This is a genomic window from Polaribacter sp. MED152 (genome assembly GCF_000152945.2).
Lineage (GTDB): Bacteria > Bacteroidota > Bacteroidia > Flavobacteriales > Flavobacteriaceae > Polaribacter.
Map to the genome: position 1 here is coordinate 119,789 of NC_020830.1, position 20,965 is coordinate 140,753.

The window sequence follows — 20,965 nt, forward strand, 5'->3', positions numbered from 1 at the left end:
GAATATGAAATTTAGTAAAAATGTTTGCTTCTTGTTATTTGTTATAAGTCTATTAGGCTGCAATAATGACTCTAAGGTGTTAGATGTTCAAGTTTTTGAAACATCAGCAGCTGGAAATAATTTAGTAGCATTAGAAACTTTATCAGACAATACTTCAGATAATCGATTTCAGGTGACCCTGAAACCAAATCAAACTAAACAAACTATTACAGGTTTTGGTGGTTCTTTTACAGAAGCTTCAGCTTATCTCTTGAATAACTTAAGCAAAAAGAATAGAGATTCTATCATTGAAGCTTATTTTGGTGAATCAGGAGCAAAGTATTCTTTAACAAGAACTCATATGAATTCGTCTGATTTTTCACTATCTAATTACTCTTATGCTCCAGTAGAAAATGATATGGAGTTAGAGCATTTTAGCATTCAGGAAGATTTAGGTGATATAATTCCGATGATTAAAGATGCTATGAAAGTATCTAAAGACGGATTCAAAATTTTATCCTCTCCTTGGACAGCATCACCTTGGATGAAGAACAATAAAAATTATGTAGGAGGTAAATTACTACCTGAATATCATGACACTTGGGCTTTATTCTTTTCAAAATATGTATCAGCTTATAAAGAAGTTGGGATTGATATTTGGGGATTTACTGTTGAAAATGAGCCTTTAGGAAATGGTAATAACTGGGAAAGTATGCACTACACTCCAGATGAAATGACCAATTTTGTGCAAAATCATTTAGGGCCACAATTAAGAAAGGATTATCCTGAGGTAAAAATTTTGGGATATGATCAAAATAGAGAACATTTAAAAGAGTGGGTAGACTCACAGTACAAAAACGAGGAAACCTCTTCTTATTTTGATGGTACAGCCATTCACTGGTATGCAAGTACCTATCATTATTATCCAGATGAGTTGCAATATGCTCATCAAAAAGCACCAAATAAATACTTAATCCAATCAGAGGCTTGTGTAGATTCTGAAATTCCAAAATGGAAAGATGATGCCTGGTATTGGTCTAAAGAAGCTACAGATTGGGGTTGGGATTGGGCTCCTGAAAAAGACAAACCAATGCATCCTAAATACGCGCCAGTTAACAGATATGCAAGAGATATTATTGGTTGTTTAAATAACTATGTAGATGGTTGGATAGATTGGAACATGGTTTTAAACAAACAAGGAGGTCCAAACTGGTTTAAGAATTGGTGTGTTGCACCAGTTATTGTTGATGAAAATGCCGATGAAATTTATTTTACACCTTTATATTATGTAATGACTCACTTTTCAAGATATATAAGGCCAGAAGCGAAAATTTTTGAAGTAACTCATTCAGATAAAGATTTAATGATTACTGCTGCTAAAAATACAGATGGTTCTATTGCAGTTGTTATTTTTAATGAGAAACAAAAAGATAAAAAGATAAGTTTAATGCTAAATAATAAAAGTGTTAACATAGATATAAAAGGGCAATCGTTGCAAACAATTGTTATTTCACAATCATAAAAAAAATAAGTATGTCTACTCAAACAGCACAAATAAGAAGCAAGAAAGTTCCAATGGGTCAAAAGATTGCATTTGGGGTGGGTATGTTTGCCAACCAAATGTTTCCTGCAATTCTAGGTATTTTTATGGTAATACTGGTAGAAGATTTGAAGTTTACTGGTTTAATGTGGGCTATGATTTACTTATTCCCAAGATTATTTGATGCTATAACAGATCCAATAATGGGCTTTATTTCAGATAATACAAAATCAAAATGGGGTAGAAGAAGACAGTATGTTTTAATTGGAGGTATTATTATGGGGGTTGCCTATATTTTTATGTGGCAATTGTTTAAAGAAAACTCACTGCAATATAACTTTTGGTACTTTTTTCTTTGGTCTGTAGTATTCTATTTAGGGCTTACTTTTTTTAGTGTGCCTTATGTAGCTATGGGTTATGAAATGAGTGATGATTTTCATGAAAGAACAAGTATAATGGCTATTGCTCAATGGATTGGTCAATGGGCTTGGGTAATTGCACCTTGGTTTTGGGTATTTATGTATGACCCTGATTGGTTTCCTTCTGCAGAAGTTGCTGTAAGAGAATTAGCAGTTTGGGTGGCTATACCTTGTGCGCTTTGCGCAATTGTACCTGCTGTTTTTATAAAAAGTGAATCTACTCTAGACAAAGATTACGAACCATTAAACTTTTCAAATATTGGTGGTAGTTTAAATAAAATATTACAAAGCTTTGTAGAAGCCTTTAAAATTAAAGAATTTAGAAAACTTTGTGGAGCTACATTTTTTATTTACAATGCATTTATGGCAGTTTCATCACTTACATTTTTTGTAATTGTGTACAAATTATTTAATGGTAATGCAGGCGATTCTGGTATTTGGGTTTCATTGTTTGGTTGTCTTGGAGCTTTAGGAACAACCTTCTTAGTAATACCTATAATTACGAAGATGTCTAAAATGTTTGGCAAGAAAAAAGCTTTTTTAATTGCACAAGGAATTTCAATATTTGGTTATGTACTTCTTTACTTTTTATTTGTGCCAGGTAAACCTTGGTTATATATTGTTGCATTGCCTTTTTTCTCTTTTGGAATTGGTAGTTTATTTACAATAATGATGTCTATGACTGCAGACATTATAGACGTAGATGAATTAAACACAGGCTTAAGAAGAGAAGGTATCTTTGGAGCAATTTATTGGTGGATGGTAAAAGTGGGGTTTGCAATTGCAGGTGCTTTTAGTGGCTTAATTATTTGGATTGTAGGCTTTAATTCAGAATTACCTACAACAGACCAAGTAGGAGCAGTTGATGGCTTACATGCCTTCTTTTGTGTGCTTCCAGTGTTAGGAACATTAGTTGCTATGTATATTATGAAAGATTATGATATAGATGAAGAAAAGGCCAACGAAATTAGAGCCCAATTAGAAGCTAGAAAGGCCAAGCTAGATTAAATTGCAAAATTATATAAAACAAAAAAAAACGAGCTAATTGCTCGTTTTTTTTGTTTTAAAATATCTTAAAATTCTATTGCGCTTCGTTTTTCTTGATGTTATCTAAATACTCTTGAAAACGCTTACCATATTCAGATTCTTTAATTCTTGGAGTAAGTGATGCATTTACAGTATCTAACATTTTTAAGCTAGCATCATACATTTCTGTTAATGCTAAATAAGGAGCTACTTCATAATCGGCATTTGTAATTGCAAAGTTTGTGGTGTACAAAACTCTTCTTTTTACCAATCTGTTGTAGTCATTCTCTAACTTCTCAATCAATTCTTGATCATTAGCTCTTTTGGCATCAAAATCCTTTTTAATAAATTCTAAACGCTCTGTTTGAAATCTACTTCTAACTTTATTAAATTGATCTAAAACTTCTTGATTTTTAGAACCTGTTATTTCTGGATATAACCCAAATTCATCAACATTATCGTTAATAGTTATAGTACCTTGTTCACCAAAAAATAAAATTCTTTTGTCAGTAGTATTACCATCAAAAGTTAAATAGTATAAAACAGGTGAATTTACATCATCCGTTAATCTAAAGGTATCAGAACCATTTAAAGCTACAGAATCTACAGAAACTAAAACTGTATCTTGCATTTTCTGTAAATAAAGTTTCCCCTTTTTTAAACCTTTTATTTGACCTTGAACAATCATGTTGCCATCTTTTTTAGATGAACAAGAATATAGTACGATTGCTAGTACTAAAACAGCTAAAACTCTTTTCATTTATCTCTTAAATTTACGATTGCAAATATGCTTAATTTTTTATAAAGTTGATGATAATTCCATTAAAATAGTACAAGCAATTGCGCCAATTGTACCAATTGCATAACCAAACACAGCTAGTAATACACCAACTGTTGCTAAAGAAGGATGAAATGCTTGTGCAACAATTGGGGCAGAAGCTGCACCACCAACATTTGCTTGGCTTCCTACTGCCAAAAAGAAGTATGGAGCTTTAATAATTTTGGCTACTATAATTAAAAGTACTGCATGAATGGTCATCCACACTAATCCAATTATCATTAATCCTGGGTTCTCTAAAGCTTGATTTAAATCCATTTTCATACCAATAGTGGCCACTAAAATGTAAATAAAAACACTACCTAATTTACTTGCGCCTGCACCTTCGTAGTTTTTGGCTTTGGTGTACGATAGTAGTATAGCAACAATTGTAGATACGCTTATTAACCAAAAGAAGCTAGAACCTAAGAAAGAGAAAATATTTCTCCATGTTTGCGATTCTATAGAAGCTACGAAATTCGAGAAGAATTCAGCCAGATATTTGGAACAAAAATGACCAAAACCTACAGTTCCAAATCCGATAGCTAGCATTATCATTAAGTCTGTTAAACTTGGATTTCTTCTTACTTTTTCAGAGAAATGAATTACTTTTTGCTTTAAATCTTCAATGGCAGAAGTATCTGCCTTTAACCATTTGTCAATTTTGTCTTTTTTACCAATACCTATTAATAAAATAGCCATCCAAACATTGGCAACCACAATATCTACAATTACCATTCCTCCATATTTAGAAGGATTATATTGATAAATTTCTAACATTGCTGTTTGGTTTGCTCCACCACCAATCCAACTTCCTGCTAAAGTTGATAAGCCTCTCCAAACCGCATCAAAATCTGCACCACCAACTGTTTCAGGAGAGAAAATAGAGATTAATAGAATAGCTATAGGACCACCAATAATAATACCTACAGTACCTGTAAAAAACATAATTAATGCTTTAGAACCCAAGTTAAAAATGGCTTTTAAATCTATACTTAAAGTCATTAAAACAAGAGCTGCAGGTAATAAAAATCTACTTGCCACATAATACAATTGAGATTTATTTTTAATGATTTCTCCTACTTCGTTTTCGGTTTCCCATTCAGGAGCTATAACTCTAAAAGTTGTAAAAAGAGCAGGTATAAAATAGGCCATAAATAATCCTGGAACAATTTTATAAAATTTACTCCAAAAGCCAGTTTTGATGTTTTCCGTGTAAAAAACAAAACCTAATGAAAGCATAAGAATACCAAAAACTATGGCATCATTGGTGAAAATTGGTTCTATCATTTTTTATTCTTTAGATGATTTGTGTTTAAAATAATTCCAAATTGTAATCTATGAAAACCCTCATCAGGTAATTTCTGGTAAAAGTAGCCGAACTTAAGTTTTAGTTGTTGATTAATTTGATGTAAAAATCCTGCACCTGTCCAGTTTTGAACAAATCGTTTTGATTTATCAATATTTAAAAACAGTTCATTAAATGCATAAAAAGACCAACTTTTTGTAATAGAATAATTGGCATTCAAATCGTAACGAAACCAGTGACTTGATGTTGAATTAAAAAATCGATGTTCAAAGCGTAAACGATGCCTTAGTTTAATATTGTTAAGTTTGCCCTTTAAGTTTAGGTCTTCGTACAATCTATGCTCTTCTAAATTGTTAGAATAAACCTTAAATTCAGTATTTGTATTAACATAACTATAACCAACAGTAAAATTTATTTTTGGGTTTATGGTATAATTTAAACCTAGTCTATAAATTTCTTGCTGAAATTCTCCTAAAACTTCATAATACCTATAATGAGCCATAGTTTTAATAGCAATTTTATCTGCTATTTTATGAGAACCATTATACATGTACCAAGCACCTAGTTGCTGATCTGATTGCTGCGCTTTTGTTAAAGTGGCACTTAAAACAAAAACGCAGAGTAAAACTTTTTTTAAGCTCATTCTAATTGACCGCAAAAATTTTGGTGTCTTTAAATGGAGAAATTTTTATGTTTTCAACAGATTTCTTGTACTCCATCCAATCATTATTAAAGAAAGTATTAGTTTCTGCGACTGCCTTTTTAAATTCTTCTACAAACTGATTCATAAGAACAGTTTCTGTAGAAGTTTGCTCACCAAATCTAGATCTTATATATCTACTTGCTTGACCAAAACGTTGGTTAACTGTAATTTCCGGATTTCTTGTAATACCTTGTCTTTTGTCAATTTTACCAAGATATAAAGCAATTAATTCATCTATCTTCTTATCGATTTCTTTAGATGCTTTAATTTCGTTTTTAAATTTGGTTTTATCCTCTTTTGTTAAATCAGATTTTATTGAAGCAACTGTATTTTTACTTTCAACCAATTGTTTTACAACAGCAGCAATTTTAGCTTGATATTGTTCTAGCTCTTTACTGGCATTGTATTTTTGATTTATTGCTTCATCAGATATTTTTAACCTTGGATCGTATGCTACAATAATATCTTGTTCAGAAGTTTCACCATCATAAGTCATTTTTAGTTTGTAAACTCCTGGTTTTACAGTAACTCCTCCTGGTTCTCTTGTAGATTTACGAATTCTTCTAGAAGCTCTTGCAACACCTTTTTCACGCAAATACCAAGTCGTTTTATGTATCCCTGTTTCTTTAGGAGCTTTAAATTTTAAGGTTCTAATTTTTGTTAATCCATTAAAAACTTCTAGCGTAATTGAGTCCTTCTTTACTTTCGTTGTTTTATCTGTTTTTTCGTTTTTACTTTCATCAGCCTTTTTATCATCTATCTTTACGTAGTAAGAAAGTATTGCACCACCTTTTCTGTTTTCTCCTTGATACATTGCATCTGCACCAAATCTACTTCCTGTAGGCTGTTGGCTGGCACTTTGATAAGCAACTGGAGGAGCAAATAATTGAATGTTCTTATTCAGGCTATTTTTATTAGCCATTGCTCTTAAAGGTTTAATATCATCTAAAACCCATGCAGCTCTACCAAAAGTACCAATAACCAAATCATGTTCTCTTGGGTGAATTACCAAATCCTTTACAGGAACTGTAGGAAAACCATTCGTCCATTTTGTCCATTTATCACCTGCATTTAGTGATACATAAAGACCATCATCTGTACCTAAGAATAATAGATTTTTGTTTTCAGGATCTTCTACAAGGCACAAAGTATAACTCTGCACGTCATTTTCATCTACAATACGTTCCCAAGTTTTTCCATAATTTTTAGTTCTGTATGCATAAGGAGTATAGTTGAATCTTCTATAATCATTGGCTACTAACAATGCTTCTCCTTTGTTTTTATTTGATGCTTTTATTTGAGTTATCCAACTAAATTCTGGTAAACCTTTAATGTTTTTGGCAACATTGGTCCAATTAGCACCACCATCTTTGGTGATATGCACTTGACCATCATCTGTAGCAGCCCATAAAACATCTTTTTCTAAAGAAGTAGGTTCAATTACTAAAATGGTACAGTGATTTTCTGCACCTGTAGCATCCATAGTTAAGCCTCCACTTTCAGATTGCTTTAATTTTTCTGGATTATTTGTAGTTAAGTCTGGTGAAATTACTTCCCAAGTTAAACCTTTATCAGTCGATTTGTGAACAAATTGACTTCCAAAATAAAGCGTGTTATTATCAAAAGGATCCATATTTATGGCTGCATTCCAATTGAAACGCAATTTTATATTTGGATCTTTATGTGTTGGTTTTACTGAATAGTTGTTACCTGTAATATGATCGTATCTTACCACAGATCCTTGCTGACTCATAGACCAACCATATCTTGAATCATCTTTGTCTGGCACTACATCAAATCCATCTCCAAAAGAAATTTCTTGCCAATAAGAATTTCTAATTCCTTGTGCTTTCCAAACATAGGCAGGACCTCTCCAAGAACCATTATCTTGCATCCCTCCATAAACATTATAAGGAAATTCATTATCTACATTTATATGATAGAATTGAGCTACAGGAATGTTACCAATAAATCTCCAAGATTTACCACCATCTTTAGTAATGTTTAAACCACCATCATTACCATCAATCATAAATTTACCATTGCTTGGGTGAATCCACCATGCATGATGATCTGGATGCACACCATTATCTACACCATAAGCTGGCATTAACTGTTTAAAGTTTTTACCACCATCATTAGATACATTCACATAAGTAAAAACGCTATAAACTCTATTCTCGTTTTGAGGGTCTACGTAAATCTCTGAATAATAAAAAGGTCGGTTACCTATACCAGGTTTGTCATTTACTTTCGTCCATTTAAAGCCACCATCTTCACTTTTATACAAAGCGTTCTTTTTAGCTTCTACTAAGGCATAGATTACTTCTGGATTATTTGGTGCAATAGCTACGCCAATTCTTCCTAATTCGCCTTTTGGAAAACCTTCTTTATCTGTAATTTTTTTCCAATTATCTCCTCCATCATGAGTTATGTATAATCCAGAACCTTCACCTCCAGATTTAAAAAACCAAGGATCACGTTTGTGCTCCCACATAGCAGCAATAATTTTATTAGGATTTTTAGGATCCATAATTAAATCTGCAGCACCAGTTTTATCATTGTTGTATAAAATCTGTTTCCAAGTTTTTCCACCATCTGTAGTCTTGTAAACACCACGTTCTTTATGTTCTCCCCAAGGAGAACCAATAGCGCCCACATAAACAATATCTGGATTTGTTGGGTGAATTATAACTCTATGTATGTGTCTGGTTTTTTCTAAACCCATAGCTTGCCATGTTTTACCAGCATCTAAAGATTTGTAAATACCAAAACCACCATTTAAACTATTTCTTGGGTTACCTTCTCCTGTACCAGCCCAAATTACACTAGGGTTAGATTGTTGAATGGCAACTGCTCCTATAGAAGCTGTAAGTTCATTTTCGAAAATTGGCTCCCATTTAATTCCACCAGAAGTAGATTTCCAAATACCACCAGAAGCAGTACCTACATACATAATTTCTGGATTTGACTCTACAACATCTATAGAGGTTACACGACCAGACATACCACCTGGACCAATATTTCTTGGTTTCATGTTTTTAACCAAATCCATTGAGAATTCTTGTGAAAAGAGTAGAGTAGTAGCACTCAAAAATAAAATTGTTAGTAAATTTTTCATTCGGAAAAGTTTGTTGAATTTATTGAATTGGGAACAAGATACAAAATAGAAAACGCTCAATAAAAATTGAGCGTTCATTTTAACAAAATTGAATTTATAAATTTATTCGTCCTTTTTTTTAGGTGCCCTATTTGCGTCTTTTAATGCTTGCATAAGCATCCATTCTATTTGACCATTCGTAGAGCGAAATTCATCAGCAGCCCATTTTTCTATGGCTTTAATCATATCTTCATTAACTCGCAATGCGAAAGCTTTCTTTTTTGCCATTCTATATACTAATTCTTTATTTCTTGATGAATGCTACTATTGTATTTATTAAGTCTTCTGAAATAGGATAATCTGCACTCATATAAGATTTTAAATTGTCCCCATCTTTCTCAATATTCTTTAGTACGTGATTCATGTTTTTAATAATCACCAACTCAGCTTCAGGCTTAGCTTCTTTTAAAGCTTTTGCATCTACTATTGGCACTTGTATATCTTTATCACCATTAATGATGAGTGTAGGTATTTTTACCTTTGTAATTTCTTCAATAGGGTTTAAGGCAATCCATGATGCTAAAAATGGTTGATTTTGTTTTGCAAACAGTGACATTAAATTAGGATCTACTTCTTTGATTGAGCCAGTTTCTTTTAATTCTTTCACGTATTCTGCTGTTAACTTGCCAAACTCTGCACTTTGTGCACTAATTTGTCTAACTAAAGTTTTATCTATAGTTTCACCTGCACCAGCTACAGAAATATATTTGTCCACATTATCTAAAGAAAGCATCGCAATTAAAGAGCCTTGACTATGGCCTGCTAAAATGATTTCAGAAAAACGATTATCCTCTTTAAAATGATTGATTACTTCTTTTAAATCGCTTACAAAATCTGAGAAATAGATACCATCTTCTTGAATAAATTTTGCATTTTGCGGATTTGAAGTTCGTTTATCATAACTAAAAAAGGCAATTCCTTTTTGATTGATTTTTTCTCTAAACTGTTGAATATAATTTGGTGTATTTCCATTTCTATTCACACCTCCTGAACCATGTACCCAAATTATTAAAGGTTCATTTACAGAACTATAGCTTAAAGTTCCTGGTAATTGAATGGCCATGTTATTTATAGTAATGTCCTCAGATTTTATTTGACCAAAAAGTGAGGTAGTACTATAAATTATTAAGCTGATGAAGAGTAAAGTTTGTTTCATTTTATAATTTCTTAGTATAAGTTTCGATAACGCTTGTGGCTTCTTGTTTTTTCTGAGTGCCAATGAGTATTTTTTTTCCAGTTTTCAATTCTAATTGAATGCCAATATCCCCAGAAACATTAATGGCAATTCCTTTAGATTTATTCCATAAAAATCCACCTTTTAAACCCCAGCCTCCATAATCTCCTATAGGATCGTATATTCTAACATAAGCTTTTTCGATTTCTTGCCAAGTAATTCGTTTTGTTTTAAAGTGAAAAGGAAAAAAGCGATAATGAATGCCAACTTCGTCTATTCTAGTGATTAATTTAAAGAAAAAGATAGGAACAATACTGGCAATTAATAAGCCAACTACGCCTAAAAATCCGCCCACAGTAAATTCTGAATTTTCTTTCAAGAATTCTCTAGTGATTAATACCAAGGGCACTATAAGGCTAAAGCCCATAAGTACAATTAGCCAAGTTTGCGTAAAACGTTGTTCTTCTTTAAAAACTTTCATTTATCTGTTTTTATCTCTTTCAAAAACGACACTTGTCCATCCTTGAGAAATTTCTACTACTCTCCAACCTTCTCTGGCATATTGATTTAGTATATCTTCAAAATTTTGAAATCTATTTCTAAAACCCAATTTTGGTTGAATTACTCTGTATTCTTTCATTATTTAGTTTTTTTATTTTGAGTGGCATCATATGCAATACCAAGAGCAAGCCCTAAACTTATTCCAATAGCGATATTACCAAATATGACTCCAAAGGCTGTACCAATGGCAATGCCTATAGAAAGCCCTGAACTACTTTTAGTATTTTTATTATTATCCAATATTAATGACTTAAGGTTCCTGCATTTACTACAGGAGAAGCTTCTTTATCTCCACATAAGATTACTAATAAGTTACTAACCATTGCAGCTTTGCGTTCTTCATCTAACTCAACAATATCCTTTTTATTAAGCTCGTCTAAAGCCATTTCTACCATTTCTACAGCACCTTGTACAATTTTATGTCTTGCAGCTACAATAGCAGTTGCTTGTTGTCTTTTTAACATGGCAGATGCTATTTCATTAGCATAAGCCAAATAACCAATTCTAGCTTCTAAAACCTCAATACCAGCAATGGTTAAACGTTCATCTATTTCTTTTTCTAGTGCTTCAGACACTTCATTTACACTAGATCTAAGAGTTATGTCCTCATCATGATCTTCGTCTGCAAAATTATCATAAGGATACATACTAGCCAACTTACGAACAGCTGCATCCGTTTGAACACGAACAAAGTTTTCATAATTATCAACATCAAAAGCAGCTTTGTAAGTATTTGTAACTCTCCATACTAAAATTGTAGAAATCATTACAGGGTTACCTAACTTATCATTCACTTTTAAACGCTCACTATCAAAGTTGCTTGCTCTTAAAGATATCTTCTTTTTGGTGTAGAAAGGATTGGCCCAATACAAACCATTTGCTTTTATGGTACCAACGTACTTACCAAAAAGTACTACTACTTTAGAAGTATTTGGGTTTACTAGAATAAAACCAAATAATCCAAAAAAACTTAAAACACTAACAATAATATATAAAGGTTGTTCTTGTTGAATGCCAAGTACTATACTTCCTACAAATAGGGTAAGTACAATTACTAACATTAAATAACCATTTGCTGGCTTAATAATTTTTTCTGCTGTCATGATTGATTTTTTTTGATATTAAAATGATATCATAAAGATATGTAAAACTTTTTTTATTAACCAAATATTTACGTAATTAATTTTTTACTTTAGCTAAAATTTAATCTAAAAGAGAATAAAATGAATATCAAAGTATTAGCTCTTATTTCTTTATTATTTGTAGCATCAACCCCTAAAGAAGATGTATATTTCTGGGGAAAAACTGGTCATAGAGTTACTGGTAAAATAGCTGAGAAACATTTAACTAAAAAAGCGAAACGAAAAATAGATAAGCTTTTAAAAGGGCAAAGTTTGGCATTTGTATCAACTTTTGCAGATGAAATTAAATCAGACAGAGCTTACAGAGCTTATTCTCCTTGGCATTATGTGAATATGGGGTTAACTGAAACTTATGAAGAATCAGCAAAAAATCCGAAAGGAGATTTGGTAACAGGGATCGCAAAGTGTATAGAAGTTCTTGAAGATGATGCTAGTTCAGAAGCAGACAAAAACTTTCATTTAAAAATGTTAGTTCATTTTATAGGAGATTTACATCAACCTCTACATATTGGTCGTAAGGAAGATAAAGGAGGTAATGATGTGCAAGTACAATGGTTTGGTAGAGGTACTAATTTACATAGTGTTTGGGATAGTAAAATGATAGATGATTATCAAATGAGTTATACAGATCTTGCTGATAATGCAGAGGAATTATCTAAAAAGCAAATTGAGTTTATAGAGCAAGGTTCTGTGGTAGATTGGGTAAATGAAGTGCATCAAATTACAGATGATGTTTACAATTCAGCCAAAATTGGAGAAAATTTAAGATATCGATATTCTTATGATCACTTTGCAACTGTAAGACAACAATTGCAAAAAGGTGGAATTCGTTTGGCAAAAATTTTAAATGATATTTTTGATTAAAGTTTTCATTACAGAAGTTAAACATCTGTTAATGTAGTTTTTAAATGTCGTTAAAGTTTCTGAAATTCTTAATTTTATCTATTATGAAAAAATACCTACTGGTTCTATTATCAATTTTAGCCTTCATTTCTTGTAAAGAAAATGTTGCTTCCAAGAAAGCTTCTGAGGTGTCAAATGTTGAGTCTTCATCACAAATAACTGAGGTTAAAACATATAATTATGTACAACTAAAACCACTTTTAGAAAAGGAAGATGAAAAGACATATGTTGTTAACTTTTGGGCAACTTGGTGTGCACCTTGTGTAAAAGAATTACCCTATTTCGAAAAGATTAATGAAGAATATAAAAATCAAAATGTTGAGGTAATTTTAGTGAGTTTAGATTTTCCTAAGCAAGTTGAAAAGAAGTTAATTCCGTTTATTAATAGAAAAAAGCTTCAATCTGAAGTAATTCTTCTAGATGATACTAACGAAAATGTATGGATTAATGCTATTGATGAAAGCTGGAGTGGGGCTATACCAGCAACTTTAATTTATAATAAAAAACAAAGAAAGTTTTACGAACAATCTTTTGAATACGAGAATTTAGAAAACGAATTAAAATCATTTTTAAATATATAAACTATGAAAACCATAAAAACAATTTTTGCATTAGTAGCAGTAGTAATATTGGCAAGTGCGTTTACTTTAAAATCTTCATCTAGTTATAAAGTAGGAGATACTATAGCAGATTTTTCATTAATGAATATTGATGATAAAATGGTCTCTCTATCAGATTATAAAGATGCAAAAGGCTTTATTATTATTTTTACATGCAACACATGTCCTTATTCTGTTGCAAATGAAGACAGAATAATAGCTTTAAATGCAAAGTATGCATCTAAAGGGTTTCCTGTAATTACAATAAATCCTAATGATCCTGATGTAGTACCAGATGATAGTTTTGCAGCAATGAAAGTAAGAGCAGCTCAAAAAGGATTTAATTTTCCTTACTTGCTAGATAAAGGCCAGAAGGTATATCCTAAATTTGGAGCTACAAAAACACCTCATGTTTATATTGTTAGTAAGCCTAAAATGAAAGTAGAGTACATTGGTGCTATCGATGACAGTTCTAGAAATCCGGATGCTGTTAACGAGAAATATGTAGAAAATGCTGTAGATGCATTACTAGCTGGAAAAAAGATAGAGAAGACTGAAACGAAAGCTATTGGATGTTCAATTAAGACAAAATAAAATATAAGCATTAAATAAAAAAAATCCTTGGTAATTTTACCAAGGATTTTTTTGTGTTATACAGTTTGTCTTTTTGTAACAAAGAATTCGATTAAAGCTCCTTTTGAGTTTTTGTATGGAATAATAGTGGTGCAAACTAAATTAGCATCTAACTTTAAGCCTCTTTTTTTAATATTTCCAGACCAGGTTTTCCCTGCATTTAGGGTATTCCAAATAGTGTCAAATTCTTCTGAACTAATCTCTAAATTAAGTTCAGAAAAAAGTTTATTCATTAGCTCATTGTCAGTCACATTTTCTTTAAAACGAAATAATTCATTTGTATACTTAATTTCCTTTTTAGCCTTTATTACTGAGTTGTTGATGGTATATGTATATTTTTTAAAAGTAGCATCATTGCTTTTTCTTAATTTACGCTCTATATTAAAGCTTAATATGTAAGCATACATAGATACCAAAATTAAAGTGCCTGTAAATACCCCAAAATTTGCATCAAATAAATCTAAGTAAATTCCAATAAACATCATATTTACTACAATTGCAGTAAAAAATAGTGTTTTTGGTAAAAGTTCAATTGCAGTTTTACTTAAGCCATATCTTGCTTTTACTACTTTTAAATAGAATGAGCCATAGTTGTACATAGCTAAAAATATAGAGAAAAAGAAAAATAGTATAGCTGTATGTATAGCCATTGAACTAAACAATGTTGTTTTTTCTTCTAAAGGAATTGTAAGTACATAAGATACAATTGCTAAAATGGATATAGAGAAAATTATAACATTAGCAGCTCTACCAATAAATTGTAGTTTTTTGTTTGCAGTACTAAATCCTAAAAAACCAATACCAATTAGTATACTACATATGGCTGTTGCAGGAGACATCATACCACTATTAACAATAGATAAATTATCTTTTACAAATAAATTATCTATACCCACATTAAGTGTAAAGGCATATTCTAATAAGGTAAATGAACCAATTAAAATGCTAAGAATAGAAAAAACAACAAAAATGTTTTGAAGTGCTTTTTTATCTGAAAGTATAATTGCAGTATTAATGCTTGCCAAGAAAAAAACCAAAGCAGTGTTAAACTTCATTGTAGCTCCTCCTGGTAAAATACTTAACATTTGCAGATTTCCTGTAAACCAAGAAATCATAACCCCAACACTTACAATTAATGCCAGAGAAGTTAATAAAATTTGAAAACCTTTACTCGTGTACTCTTTATGCTCTGAAATGTCTGCAGTATGAAACATATCGCTTGATTTTTAAGTTAGTTGATTTTTTTCAGGGGGTTTTCTACTAATTCTAAATCTGTTATAACTTAAAGGTACTAATTATATATCTTATCGTACAAATCTTTGTAAATGTTTTTTATAATTTCTCTCTTCATTTTCATGGTAGGTGTTAAATGCCCACCATCAATAGACCACTCATCAGGAGTTAATTCAAATCTTTTAATACGTTCCCATTTACCAAAATGCTCATTACACTTGTCAATAGTTCTTTGGTATTTAGCAATTACTTTTTCATTAGAAACTAACTCTTCATTATTGCCAAAAGAAATTCCTTTACTCTTAGCCCAATCTGAAAGGTATTCGAAGTTCGGTTGAATAATAGCTGCTGGCATTTTTTCATTTTCACCAACTACCATTACTTGTTCTATTAAAAGAGATTGTTTTAGCTCACCTTCTAATAATGGTGGTATTACATATTTACCTCCAGAAGTTTTGAACATTTCCTTGGTTCTACCCGTTATTTTTAAATAACCTTCACTATCTAACTCACCTTTATCTCCTGTATGAAAATAACCATCTCTTAAAACCTCTGCAGTTTTATCTGGTTGTTTGTAGTAACCTTGCATAACATTAGGCCCTTTAACAAGAATTTCGCCATTTTCTGCAATTTTTACTTCAACTCTATTGATCACTTTACCTACAGTACCCACTTTAAAACCTCTTTCTCCACCTTGATTTACAAAGTTTACAGAAATTACAGGCGATGTTTCAGTTAAACCATAACCTTCCATGATAGGCATTTCTGCTGCTGCAAAGATTCTAGTTAATCTTGGTTGTAAAGCAGCACTTCCAGAAACCATTAATTTTAATTCTCCACCTAAGGCTGCCTGCCACTTAGAAAAGATCAATTTTCTAGCCAAACCTAATTGTTTTTCATACCACCAACCATTGGCTCCATAAGGTTCATAACGCAAACCTAGTTTAACAGCCCAGAAAAATAAACTTTTCTTTACTCCAGATAAATCTTCTCCTTTTAGAATAATTTTATCGTATATTTTTTCATACAACCTAGGTACAGCTGTCATCACATTAGGCTTAATTTCTTGAGCATTCTCTGTCAATTTTTCTAAGCTTTCTGCAAAATAAATTTCAGTTCCACAAAGTTGGTATAAATATAAAATCATGCGTTCGAAAACGTGACAAACAGGTAAAAAACTCAAGGCCTTATCTTTACCCTTTTCTAAAGGCACTCTTTCTTCACTAGTTAATACGTTAGAAACAATATTACTATGAGATAGCATAACACCTTTTGGCCTTCCTGTTGTTCCAGAAGTGTAAATTAGCGTAGCTAAATCTCCAGGTTTTACATCTTTTTTTCTAGCTTCAACTTCTGGTTGATTGCTATCATCTTTTCCTAATTCAAGAACTTCGGTCCAGCTTTTTTCACCCTTAATATCATCAAAAGTATACACCTCTTTTAACTTGGTGTTACCCTTAATTTTATTTAATTTTTCAATAATAGTTTCATCTGAAACAAAACAATAAGTAGCTTCTGAGTGATTTAATACATACTCATAATCTTCTTTTGAAATTGTTGGATAAATTGGCACAGTCTGCGCACCAAGTTGCAAAGAACCTATATCACAAACATTCCATTCTGTTCTGTTTGTTGTAGATATAATTGCTATTTTTTCGTTAGGATTAATTCCTAATTTTAATAGACCTCTACTAAGTTGATTTGCTTTGTTTATGTACTCTTGGCTGGAAAGTGATTCCCATTTACCATTGTATTTTGTATTTAATGCTTTCTTAAGATTGTACTTTTCTAGTTGAAAATAAGGAAAATCAAAAATCCTCGAAATTTCTGTTGGCATATATTCTAATTTGTATATCGTAAATCTAATGAAATATCCTTGATTTTACAAATAGTTATTTTTTTATAGCTCAAAATTATTGATTGTATATTTTTTGATACAGGTTATTGTATTTATCGCGAATATTATTTCTTTTAATCTTTAGGGTTGGGGTTAATAATCCATCATCTATAGTCCATTCATCAGGTGTTAATTCAAATTTTTTAATTTTTTCCCATTTACCAAATCTGTTATTGTAAAAATCGATTTCTTTTTGAATTCTTGCTATAACCTTTTCATTGCTATGATAGTTTTCAATTTTTAATTGATGACGTTTTGCCCATTCAGCAATAAATTCAAAATTCAGCTGAATAATGGCTGCTGGCATTTTCTCGTTTTCGCCAACTACCATAATTTGTTCTATAAATCGTGATTGTTTAAACTCGCTTTCTAAAACAGCAGGAGCAATATATTTACCACCAGATGTTTTGAACATTTCTTTTTTTCTACCTGTGATAGATAAAAATCCTTGCTCATCAATCTCACCAATATCACCTGTATGTAAATAATTGTCAATAATGGTTTCATCTGTTAGCTCTTTGTTTTTAAAATAACCTAGCATTATGTTATCTCCCTTCATTAAAATTTCACCATCATTAGCAATTTTAACTTCTATACCTTTTAAAGGTTTACCAACAGAACCAATTTTTAAACCTTTGTTTCTTTCATCATTTAAGGTTCCTGCAGGAGAAGATTCTGTCATTCCATAACCTTCAAAAATAGGTATGCCAGCAGCAGTGAAAACTCTAATTAATTTAGGTTGTAAAGGTGCGCTTCCAGAAATCATAAATTGTAAATTATTACCTAGAGCTTCTTTCCATTTTTTAAATATAATTTTCCTCGCTATTTTTAGTTTAAAATGATAAAAAGATCCGTTTAAATGATAAGGCTTATAATTTTCACCCAATTCTAAAGCCCAAAAAAACAAGCTCTTTTTTAAGCCTTTAAGGTTACTGCCTTTATCTACAATTTTATCGTAAATTTTCTCTAAAAGTCTAGGAACAACAGCCAAGTAATCTGGTTTTACTTCTTTTATGGTGTCACCAATTTGCTCTATGCTTTCTGCAAAATAGACTTGTACACTCATGTACAAATTGTAGTAAAAAGCAGATCGTTCAAAAATATGGCAAATAGGCAAGTAGCTTATAATTTTATTATTTCCTCTTTGTAAGTTGAGTCTTTGTTCTATAGCAAAAACAGTAAAAACAATATTTTTATGCGATAACATAACTCCTTTAGGTGTGCCTGTAGTTCCTGATGTGTAAATGATTGTAGCTAAATCATCAGGTTTTATAGATGCTTTTAGTTTATCAATTTTAAGGTGATGATCAGTATTTTTGCCTAATTCTAAAAAAGAACTCCAGCCATAATCTGTGGCTAACTCTTCTAATGAAAATACATTTTTTAGCTGCGTTTTATCCATAACAGATTTTACTTTTTCATAAAGTTCGTTGCTAGATACAAAACAATATTTAGAGTCTGAATGGTTTAAAATGTATGCATAATCATTTTCGGAAAGCGTTGCATAAAGAGGTACGTTTTGAGCGCCAATTTGCAAAATACCAATATCTAAAATATGCCAATTAGGATTGTTGTTTTCGGTAATTACAGCAATTTTATCATTCGGTTTTATACCTAATGCTAGCAGTGAGCTACTTACATTGTTTGCTTTTTGAATAAAGGTTTTGGTAGAAATTGGTTCCCAATCTCCTTTATTTTTAAAGTTTAAGCAGTTGTCTAAAGGATTGTTCTCTAGTTGATAGTAAGCAAAGTCGAAAATTCGAGTAATAGCATCAGGCATTTCAAAAAAATTTCCTGACAAGTTACTAAATTTGTTCGAAGTTTAAGATTCTTCCATAGAATGGTAAACAGAGTTTACATCATCATCTTCTTCTAATTTTTCTAAAAGCTTTTCTACATCTGCTTTTTGATCTTCATTTAATTTTACTGTAGTAGTTGGAATTCTTTCAAAACCAGAAGATAAAATTTCGATATTATTGTCTTCAAAATAACTTTGTAAAGCTCCAAATTGTTCAAAAGGTGCATAAATAATTACGCCTTCTTCGTCGTCAAAAACTTCTTCAACTTCAAAATCGATTAATTCAAGTTCAAGTTCTTCCATATCAATGGTAATGTCTTCTTTTTTGATAGTGAAGTTACAGGTATGGTCGAACATAAAAGATACAGATCCAGATGTTCCTAAATTTCCATCACACTTATTAAAAGCGGCTCTAACATTAGCAACAGTTCTGTTGTTGTTGTCTGTCGCAGTTTCAATAAGAACAGCAATTCCATGAGGTGCATAACCTTCAAATAACACTTCTTTATAGTCTGCAGTATCTTTGTCTGACGCTTTTTTTATTGCACGTTCAACATTGTCTTTAGGCATGTTTGCAGCTTTCGCATTTTGAATAACTGCTCTTAATCTTGAGTTTGTATCTGGGTTAGGACCTGCTTCTTTTACAGCCATAACAATGTCTTTACCAATTCTGGTAAATGTTTTTGCCATTGCTGACCAACGTTTCATTTTTCTTGCTTTCCTAAACTCAAATGCTCTACCCATTTCTGTTGATTTTTTTAATGCTCACAAATGTAAAAATTAGCAACTTGATTTGCAATTTTTTAATATAAGGATTTCTAGTTCTCCTATTATAGTTACAATGTACTTTTAGAAGTTAAAAGTATTATGTTCAATTTCTATTTAGGCTAATAATTGATAAGCTTGTTTCGCGATTTCAATTTCTTCGTTAGTTGGAATAACTAAGATTTTAACTTTTGCTTTTTTTGATTGAATTTCCCTTGTCTCTTTAGATCTAATGTTATTTTGATCAGCATCTAAATCAATACCAAAGAATGATAAATTTTTACAAGCAAGCGCTCTCATTGCAGCAGAATTTTCTCCAATTCCTGCAGTAAAAATTAGGGCATTAACGCCATTTAATACAGAAATATAACTACCTATATATTTTCTAATTCTATAGCCAGCTAAAGCTAAAGCATTTTGGCAATCTACATTTCCTTTTTCTGCTTGTTCAGAGATTTCTCTTAAATCAGAAAAACCTGTTAAGCCCATCATTCCAGACTCTTTATTAAGTAAGTTTGCTACTTCGTCTGCAGTTTTGTTCAGTTTGTTCATCATATAGAAAATTACAGATTGATCAATATCTCCAGAACGTGTTCCCATTATTAAGCCATTCATAGGGCCAAATCCTAATGAATTCTCTATACTTTTACCATCTTTTATTGCAGACATACTACAACCATTTCCTAGATGGATGGTAATTATTTTTTTAGAATTTTCATCACCTAAATACGCTCTAGCTTTTTCAGAAACATATTTGTGGCTGGTACCATGAAAACCGTAAGCTCTTATGTTATGCGTTTCTAAATATTCATTTTTTATTGCATATTGATATGCCTCTTTAGGCATAGTTTGATGAAATGCAGTATCGAAAATGGCAATCTGTTTTGCTTTGGTAAATATGGTTTCTGCAATTTCTATACCATTTAAATTTGCTGGATTATGCAAAGGTGCAAGGCTAAACAGTTCTTTAATGTTATCTTTAACTTCTTGATTTACTATGGTGGTTTTATTAAATTTATTTCCTCCATGAACCACTCTGTGACCCACAGCTTCAATTTCATCTACAGAATTAATCACACCTATTTTAGCATCTAAAAGGGTGTTAGCTATTTTTTTTAATCCTGTTTTGTGATCTAAAATCGGTAAAGTTTCAGAGTATTCATTATTTTGAATTTCATGAGTAAAAATGGCATCATCCATACCAATTCTTTCAACTAAGCCAACACATTCTACTTGTTTAGATGGCATCTCTATTACCTGGTATTTTAAGGAAGATGAACCTGCATTTAAAACCAAAATTTTCATAA

General features: G+C 31.4%; 20 protein-coding genes. 5 read left to right on the forward strand and 15 right to left on the reverse strand.

Annotated elements, in window-relative coordinates:
• The first annotated feature begins 4 nt into the window (after window positions 1-4).
• Together MED152_RS00470 and MED152_RS00475 are read left to right on the forward strand one after the other, a co-directional pair.
• Window positions 5-1,501 (forward strand): glycoside hydrolase family 30 beta sandwich domain-containing protein, encoded by a 1,497-nt coding sequence (locus tag MED152_RS00470; protein WP_015479869.1) that lies wholly within the window; start codon window positions 5-7, stop codon window positions 1,499-1,501.
• 11 nt (window positions 1,502-1,512) lie between these two features.
• Window positions 1,513-2,946, forward strand: coding sequence for an MFS transporter (locus MED152_RS00475; RefSeq protein ID WP_015479870.1), 1,434 nt, complete (start codon window positions 1,513-1,515; stop codon window positions 2,944-2,946).
• 73 nt (window positions 2,947-3,019) lie between these two features.
• Here the strand turns inward: MED152_RS00475 and MED152_RS00480 are convergent, their stop codons facing one another.
• From MED152_RS00480 to MED152_RS00510, 10 genes are all read right to left on the reverse strand, one after another.
• The gene (locus tag MED152_RS00480) at window positions 3,020-3,724 is read right to left on the reverse strand and encodes a DUF4369 domain-containing protein (protein WP_015479871.1); all 705 of its coding nucleotides are present in this window, start codon (window positions 3,722-3,724) and stop codon (window positions 3,020-3,022) included.
• A 39-nt stretch (window positions 3,725-3,763) separates the two neighbouring features.
• Window positions 3,764-5,071, reverse strand: coding sequence for a DUF819 domain-containing protein (locus tag MED152_RS00485; RefSeq protein WP_015479872.1), 1,308 nt, complete (start codon window positions 5,069-5,071; stop codon window positions 3,764-3,766).
• The gene (locus MED152_RS00490; RefSeq protein ID WP_015479873.1) at window positions 5,068-5,733 is read right to left on the reverse strand and encodes a DUF2490 domain-containing protein; all 666 of its coding nucleotides are present in this window, start codon (window positions 5,731-5,733) and stop codon (window positions 5,068-5,070) included. Before MED152_RS00490 ends, MED152_RS00485 begins: the two co-directional genes overlap by 4 nt.
• Before the next feature lies 1 nt (window position 5,734).
• Window positions 5,735-8,914: a hypothetical protein gene (locus MED152_RS00495; RefSeq protein WP_015479874.1), complete on the reverse strand. Its 3,180-nt coding sequence runs from the start codon at window positions 8,912-8,914 to the stop codon at window positions 5,735-5,737.
• 102 nt (window positions 8,915-9,016) lie between these two features.
• Window positions 9,017-9,181: a hypothetical protein gene (locus MED152_RS13450; protein ID WP_015479875.1), complete on the reverse strand. Its 165-nt coding sequence runs from the start codon at window positions 9,179-9,181 to the stop codon at window positions 9,017-9,019.
• A gap of 16 nt (window positions 9,182-9,197) precedes the next feature.
• Window positions 9,198-10,109, reverse strand: a complete 912-nt coding sequence (locus tag MED152_RS00500; RefSeq protein WP_015479876.1) for a S9 family peptidase — start codon at window positions 10,107-10,109, stop codon at window positions 9,198-9,200.
• A gap of 1 nt (window position 10,110) precedes the next feature.
• Window positions 10,111-10,608 carry a hypothetical protein gene (locus MED152_RS13690; protein ID WP_015479877.1) on the reverse strand — a complete coding sequence of 166 codons (498 nt, stop codon included), beginning with the start codon at window positions 10,606-10,608 and terminating at the stop codon, window positions 10,111-10,113.
• A complete protein-coding gene (locus tag MED152_RS13455) occupies window positions 10,609-10,767 on the reverse strand; it encodes a DUF4177 domain-containing protein (protein WP_015479878.1) in 159 nt (52 codons plus the stop codon).
• A complete protein-coding gene (locus MED152_RS13695) occupies window positions 10,767-10,928 on the reverse strand; it encodes a hypothetical protein (protein ID WP_187288762.1) in 162 nt (53 codons plus the stop codon). Before MED152_RS13695 ends, MED152_RS13455 begins: the two co-directional genes overlap by 1 nt.
• Before the next feature lie 2 nt (window positions 10,929-10,930).
• The gene (locus tag MED152_RS00510; RefSeq protein ID WP_015479879.1) at window positions 10,931-11,791 is read right to left on the reverse strand and encodes an SPFH domain-containing protein; all 861 of its coding nucleotides are present in this window, start codon (window positions 11,789-11,791) and stop codon (window positions 10,931-10,933) included.
• A gap of 120 nt (window positions 11,792-11,911) precedes the next feature.
• Here MED152_RS00510 and MED152_RS00515 point away from each other — a divergent pair, with 120 nt between their 5' ends.
• From MED152_RS00515 to MED152_RS00525, 3 genes are all read left to right on the forward strand, one after another.
• On the forward strand, window positions 11,912-12,694 hold the full coding sequence (locus MED152_RS00515; protein ID WP_015479880.1) for a S1/P1 nuclease: 783 nt from the start codon (window positions 11,912-11,914) through the stop codon (window positions 12,692-12,694).
• An 83-nt stretch (window positions 12,695-12,777) separates the two neighbouring features.
• Window positions 12,778-13,314: a TlpA disulfide reductase family protein gene (locus tag MED152_RS00520; protein ID WP_015479881.1), complete on the forward strand. Its 537-nt coding sequence runs from the start codon at window positions 12,778-12,780 to the stop codon at window positions 13,312-13,314.
• A 3-nt stretch (window positions 13,315-13,317) separates the two neighbouring features.
• Window positions 13,318-13,926, forward strand: a complete 609-nt coding sequence (locus MED152_RS00525) for a thioredoxin family protein (RefSeq protein ID WP_015479882.1) — start codon at window positions 13,318-13,320, stop codon at window positions 13,924-13,926.
• A 56-nt stretch (window positions 13,927-13,982) separates the two neighbouring features.
• Here MED152_RS00525 and MED152_RS00530 read toward each other — a convergent pair whose 3' ends face one another.
• The 5 genes from MED152_RS00530 to MED152_RS00550 form a co-directional block, all read right to left on the reverse strand.
• Complete coding sequence (locus tag MED152_RS00530) at window positions 13,983-15,179, reverse strand: hypothetical protein (RefSeq protein WP_015479883.1); 1,197 nt, start codon at window positions 15,177-15,179, stop codon at window positions 13,983-13,985.
• A gap of 77 nt (window positions 15,180-15,256) precedes the next feature.
• Window positions 15,257-17,035 (reverse strand): long-chain fatty acid--CoA ligase, encoded by a 1,779-nt coding sequence (locus MED152_RS00535; protein WP_015479884.1) that lies wholly within the window; start codon window positions 17,033-17,035, stop codon window positions 15,257-15,259.
• A gap of 76 nt (window positions 17,036-17,111) precedes the next feature.
• Window positions 17,112-18,896 (reverse strand): long-chain fatty acid--CoA ligase, encoded by a 1,785-nt coding sequence (locus MED152_RS00540; protein WP_368085805.1) that lies wholly within the window; start codon window positions 18,894-18,896, stop codon window positions 17,112-17,114.
• Window positions 18,897-18,917: 21 nt separating this feature from the next.
• Window positions 18,918-19,637 carry a YebC/PmpR family DNA-binding transcriptional regulator gene (locus MED152_RS00545; RefSeq protein ID WP_015479886.1) on the reverse strand — a complete coding sequence of 240 codons (720 nt, stop codon included), beginning with the start codon at window positions 19,635-19,637 and terminating at the stop codon, window positions 18,918-18,920.
• Between the two features lie 138 nt (window positions 19,638-19,775).
• Window positions 19,776-20,963: an acetate/propionate family kinase gene (locus MED152_RS00550; RefSeq protein ID WP_015479887.1), complete on the reverse strand. Its 1,188-nt coding sequence runs from the start codon at window positions 20,961-20,963 to the stop codon at window positions 19,776-19,778.
• Between the last annotated feature and the right edge of the window lie 2 nt (window positions 20,964-20,965).

Coding starts and splice junctions, on each gene's coding strand:
- MED152_RS00470 (WP_015479869.1), top strand. CDS start 5: ATGAAATTTAGTAAAAATGTTTGCTTCTTGTTATTTGTTATAAGTCTA.
- MED152_RS00475 (WP_015479870.1), top strand. CDS start 1,513: ATGTCTACTCAAACAGCACAAATAAGAAGCAAGAAAGTTCCAATGGGT.
- MED152_RS00480 (WP_015479871.1), bottom strand. CDS start 3,724: ATGAAAAGAGTTTTAGCTGTTTTAGTACTAGCAATCGTACTATATTCT.
- MED152_RS00485 (WP_015479872.1), bottom strand. CDS start 5,071: ATGATAGAACCAATTTTCACCAATGATGCCATAGTTTTTGGTATTCTT.
- MED152_RS00490 (WP_015479873.1), bottom strand. CDS start 5,733: ATGAGCTTAAAAAAAGTTTTACTCTGCGTTTTTGTTTTAAGTGCCACT.
- MED152_RS00495 (WP_015479874.1), bottom strand. CDS start 8,914: ATGAAAAATTTACTAACAATTTTATTTTTGAGTGCTACTACTCTACTC.
- MED152_RS13450 (WP_015479875.1), bottom strand. CDS start 9,181: ATGGCAAAAAAGAAAGCTTTCGCATTGCGAGTTAATGAAGATATGATT.
- MED152_RS00500 (WP_015479876.1), bottom strand. CDS start 10,109: ATGAAACAAACTTTACTCTTCATCAGCTTAATAATTTATAGTACTACC.
- MED152_RS13690 (WP_015479877.1), bottom strand. CDS start 10,608: ATGAAAGTTTTTAAAGAAGAACAACGTTTTACGCAAACTTGGCTAATT.
- MED152_RS13455 (WP_015479878.1), bottom strand. CDS start 10,767: ATGAAAGAATACAGAGTAATTCAACCAAAATTGGGTTTTAGAAATAGA.
- MED152_RS00510 (WP_015479879.1), bottom strand. CDS start 11,791: ATGACAGCAGAAAAAATTATTAAGCCAGCAAATGGTTATTTAATGTTA.
- MED152_RS00515 (WP_015479880.1), top strand. CDS start 11,912: ATGAATATCAAAGTATTAGCTCTTATTTCTTTATTATTTGTAGCATCA.
- MED152_RS00520 (WP_015479881.1), top strand. CDS start 12,778: ATGAAAAAATACCTACTGGTTCTATTATCAATTTTAGCCTTCATTTCT.
- MED152_RS00525 (WP_015479882.1), top strand. CDS start 13,318: ATGAAAACCATAAAAACAATTTTTGCATTAGTAGCAGTAGTAATATTG.
- MED152_RS00530 (WP_015479883.1), bottom strand. CDS start 15,179: ATGTTTCATACTGCAGACATTTCAGAGCATAAAGAGTACACGAGTAAA.
- MED152_RS00535 (WP_015479884.1), bottom strand. CDS start 17,035: ATGCCAACAGAAATTTCGAGGATTTTTGATTTTCCTTATTTTCAACTA.
- MED152_RS00545 (WP_015479886.1), bottom strand. CDS start 19,637: ATGGGTAGAGCATTTGAGTTTAGGAAAGCAAGAAAAATGAAACGTTGG.
- MED152_RS00550 (WP_015479887.1), bottom strand. CDS start 20,963: ATGAAAATTTTGGTTTTAAATGCAGGTTCATCTTCCTTAAAATACCAG.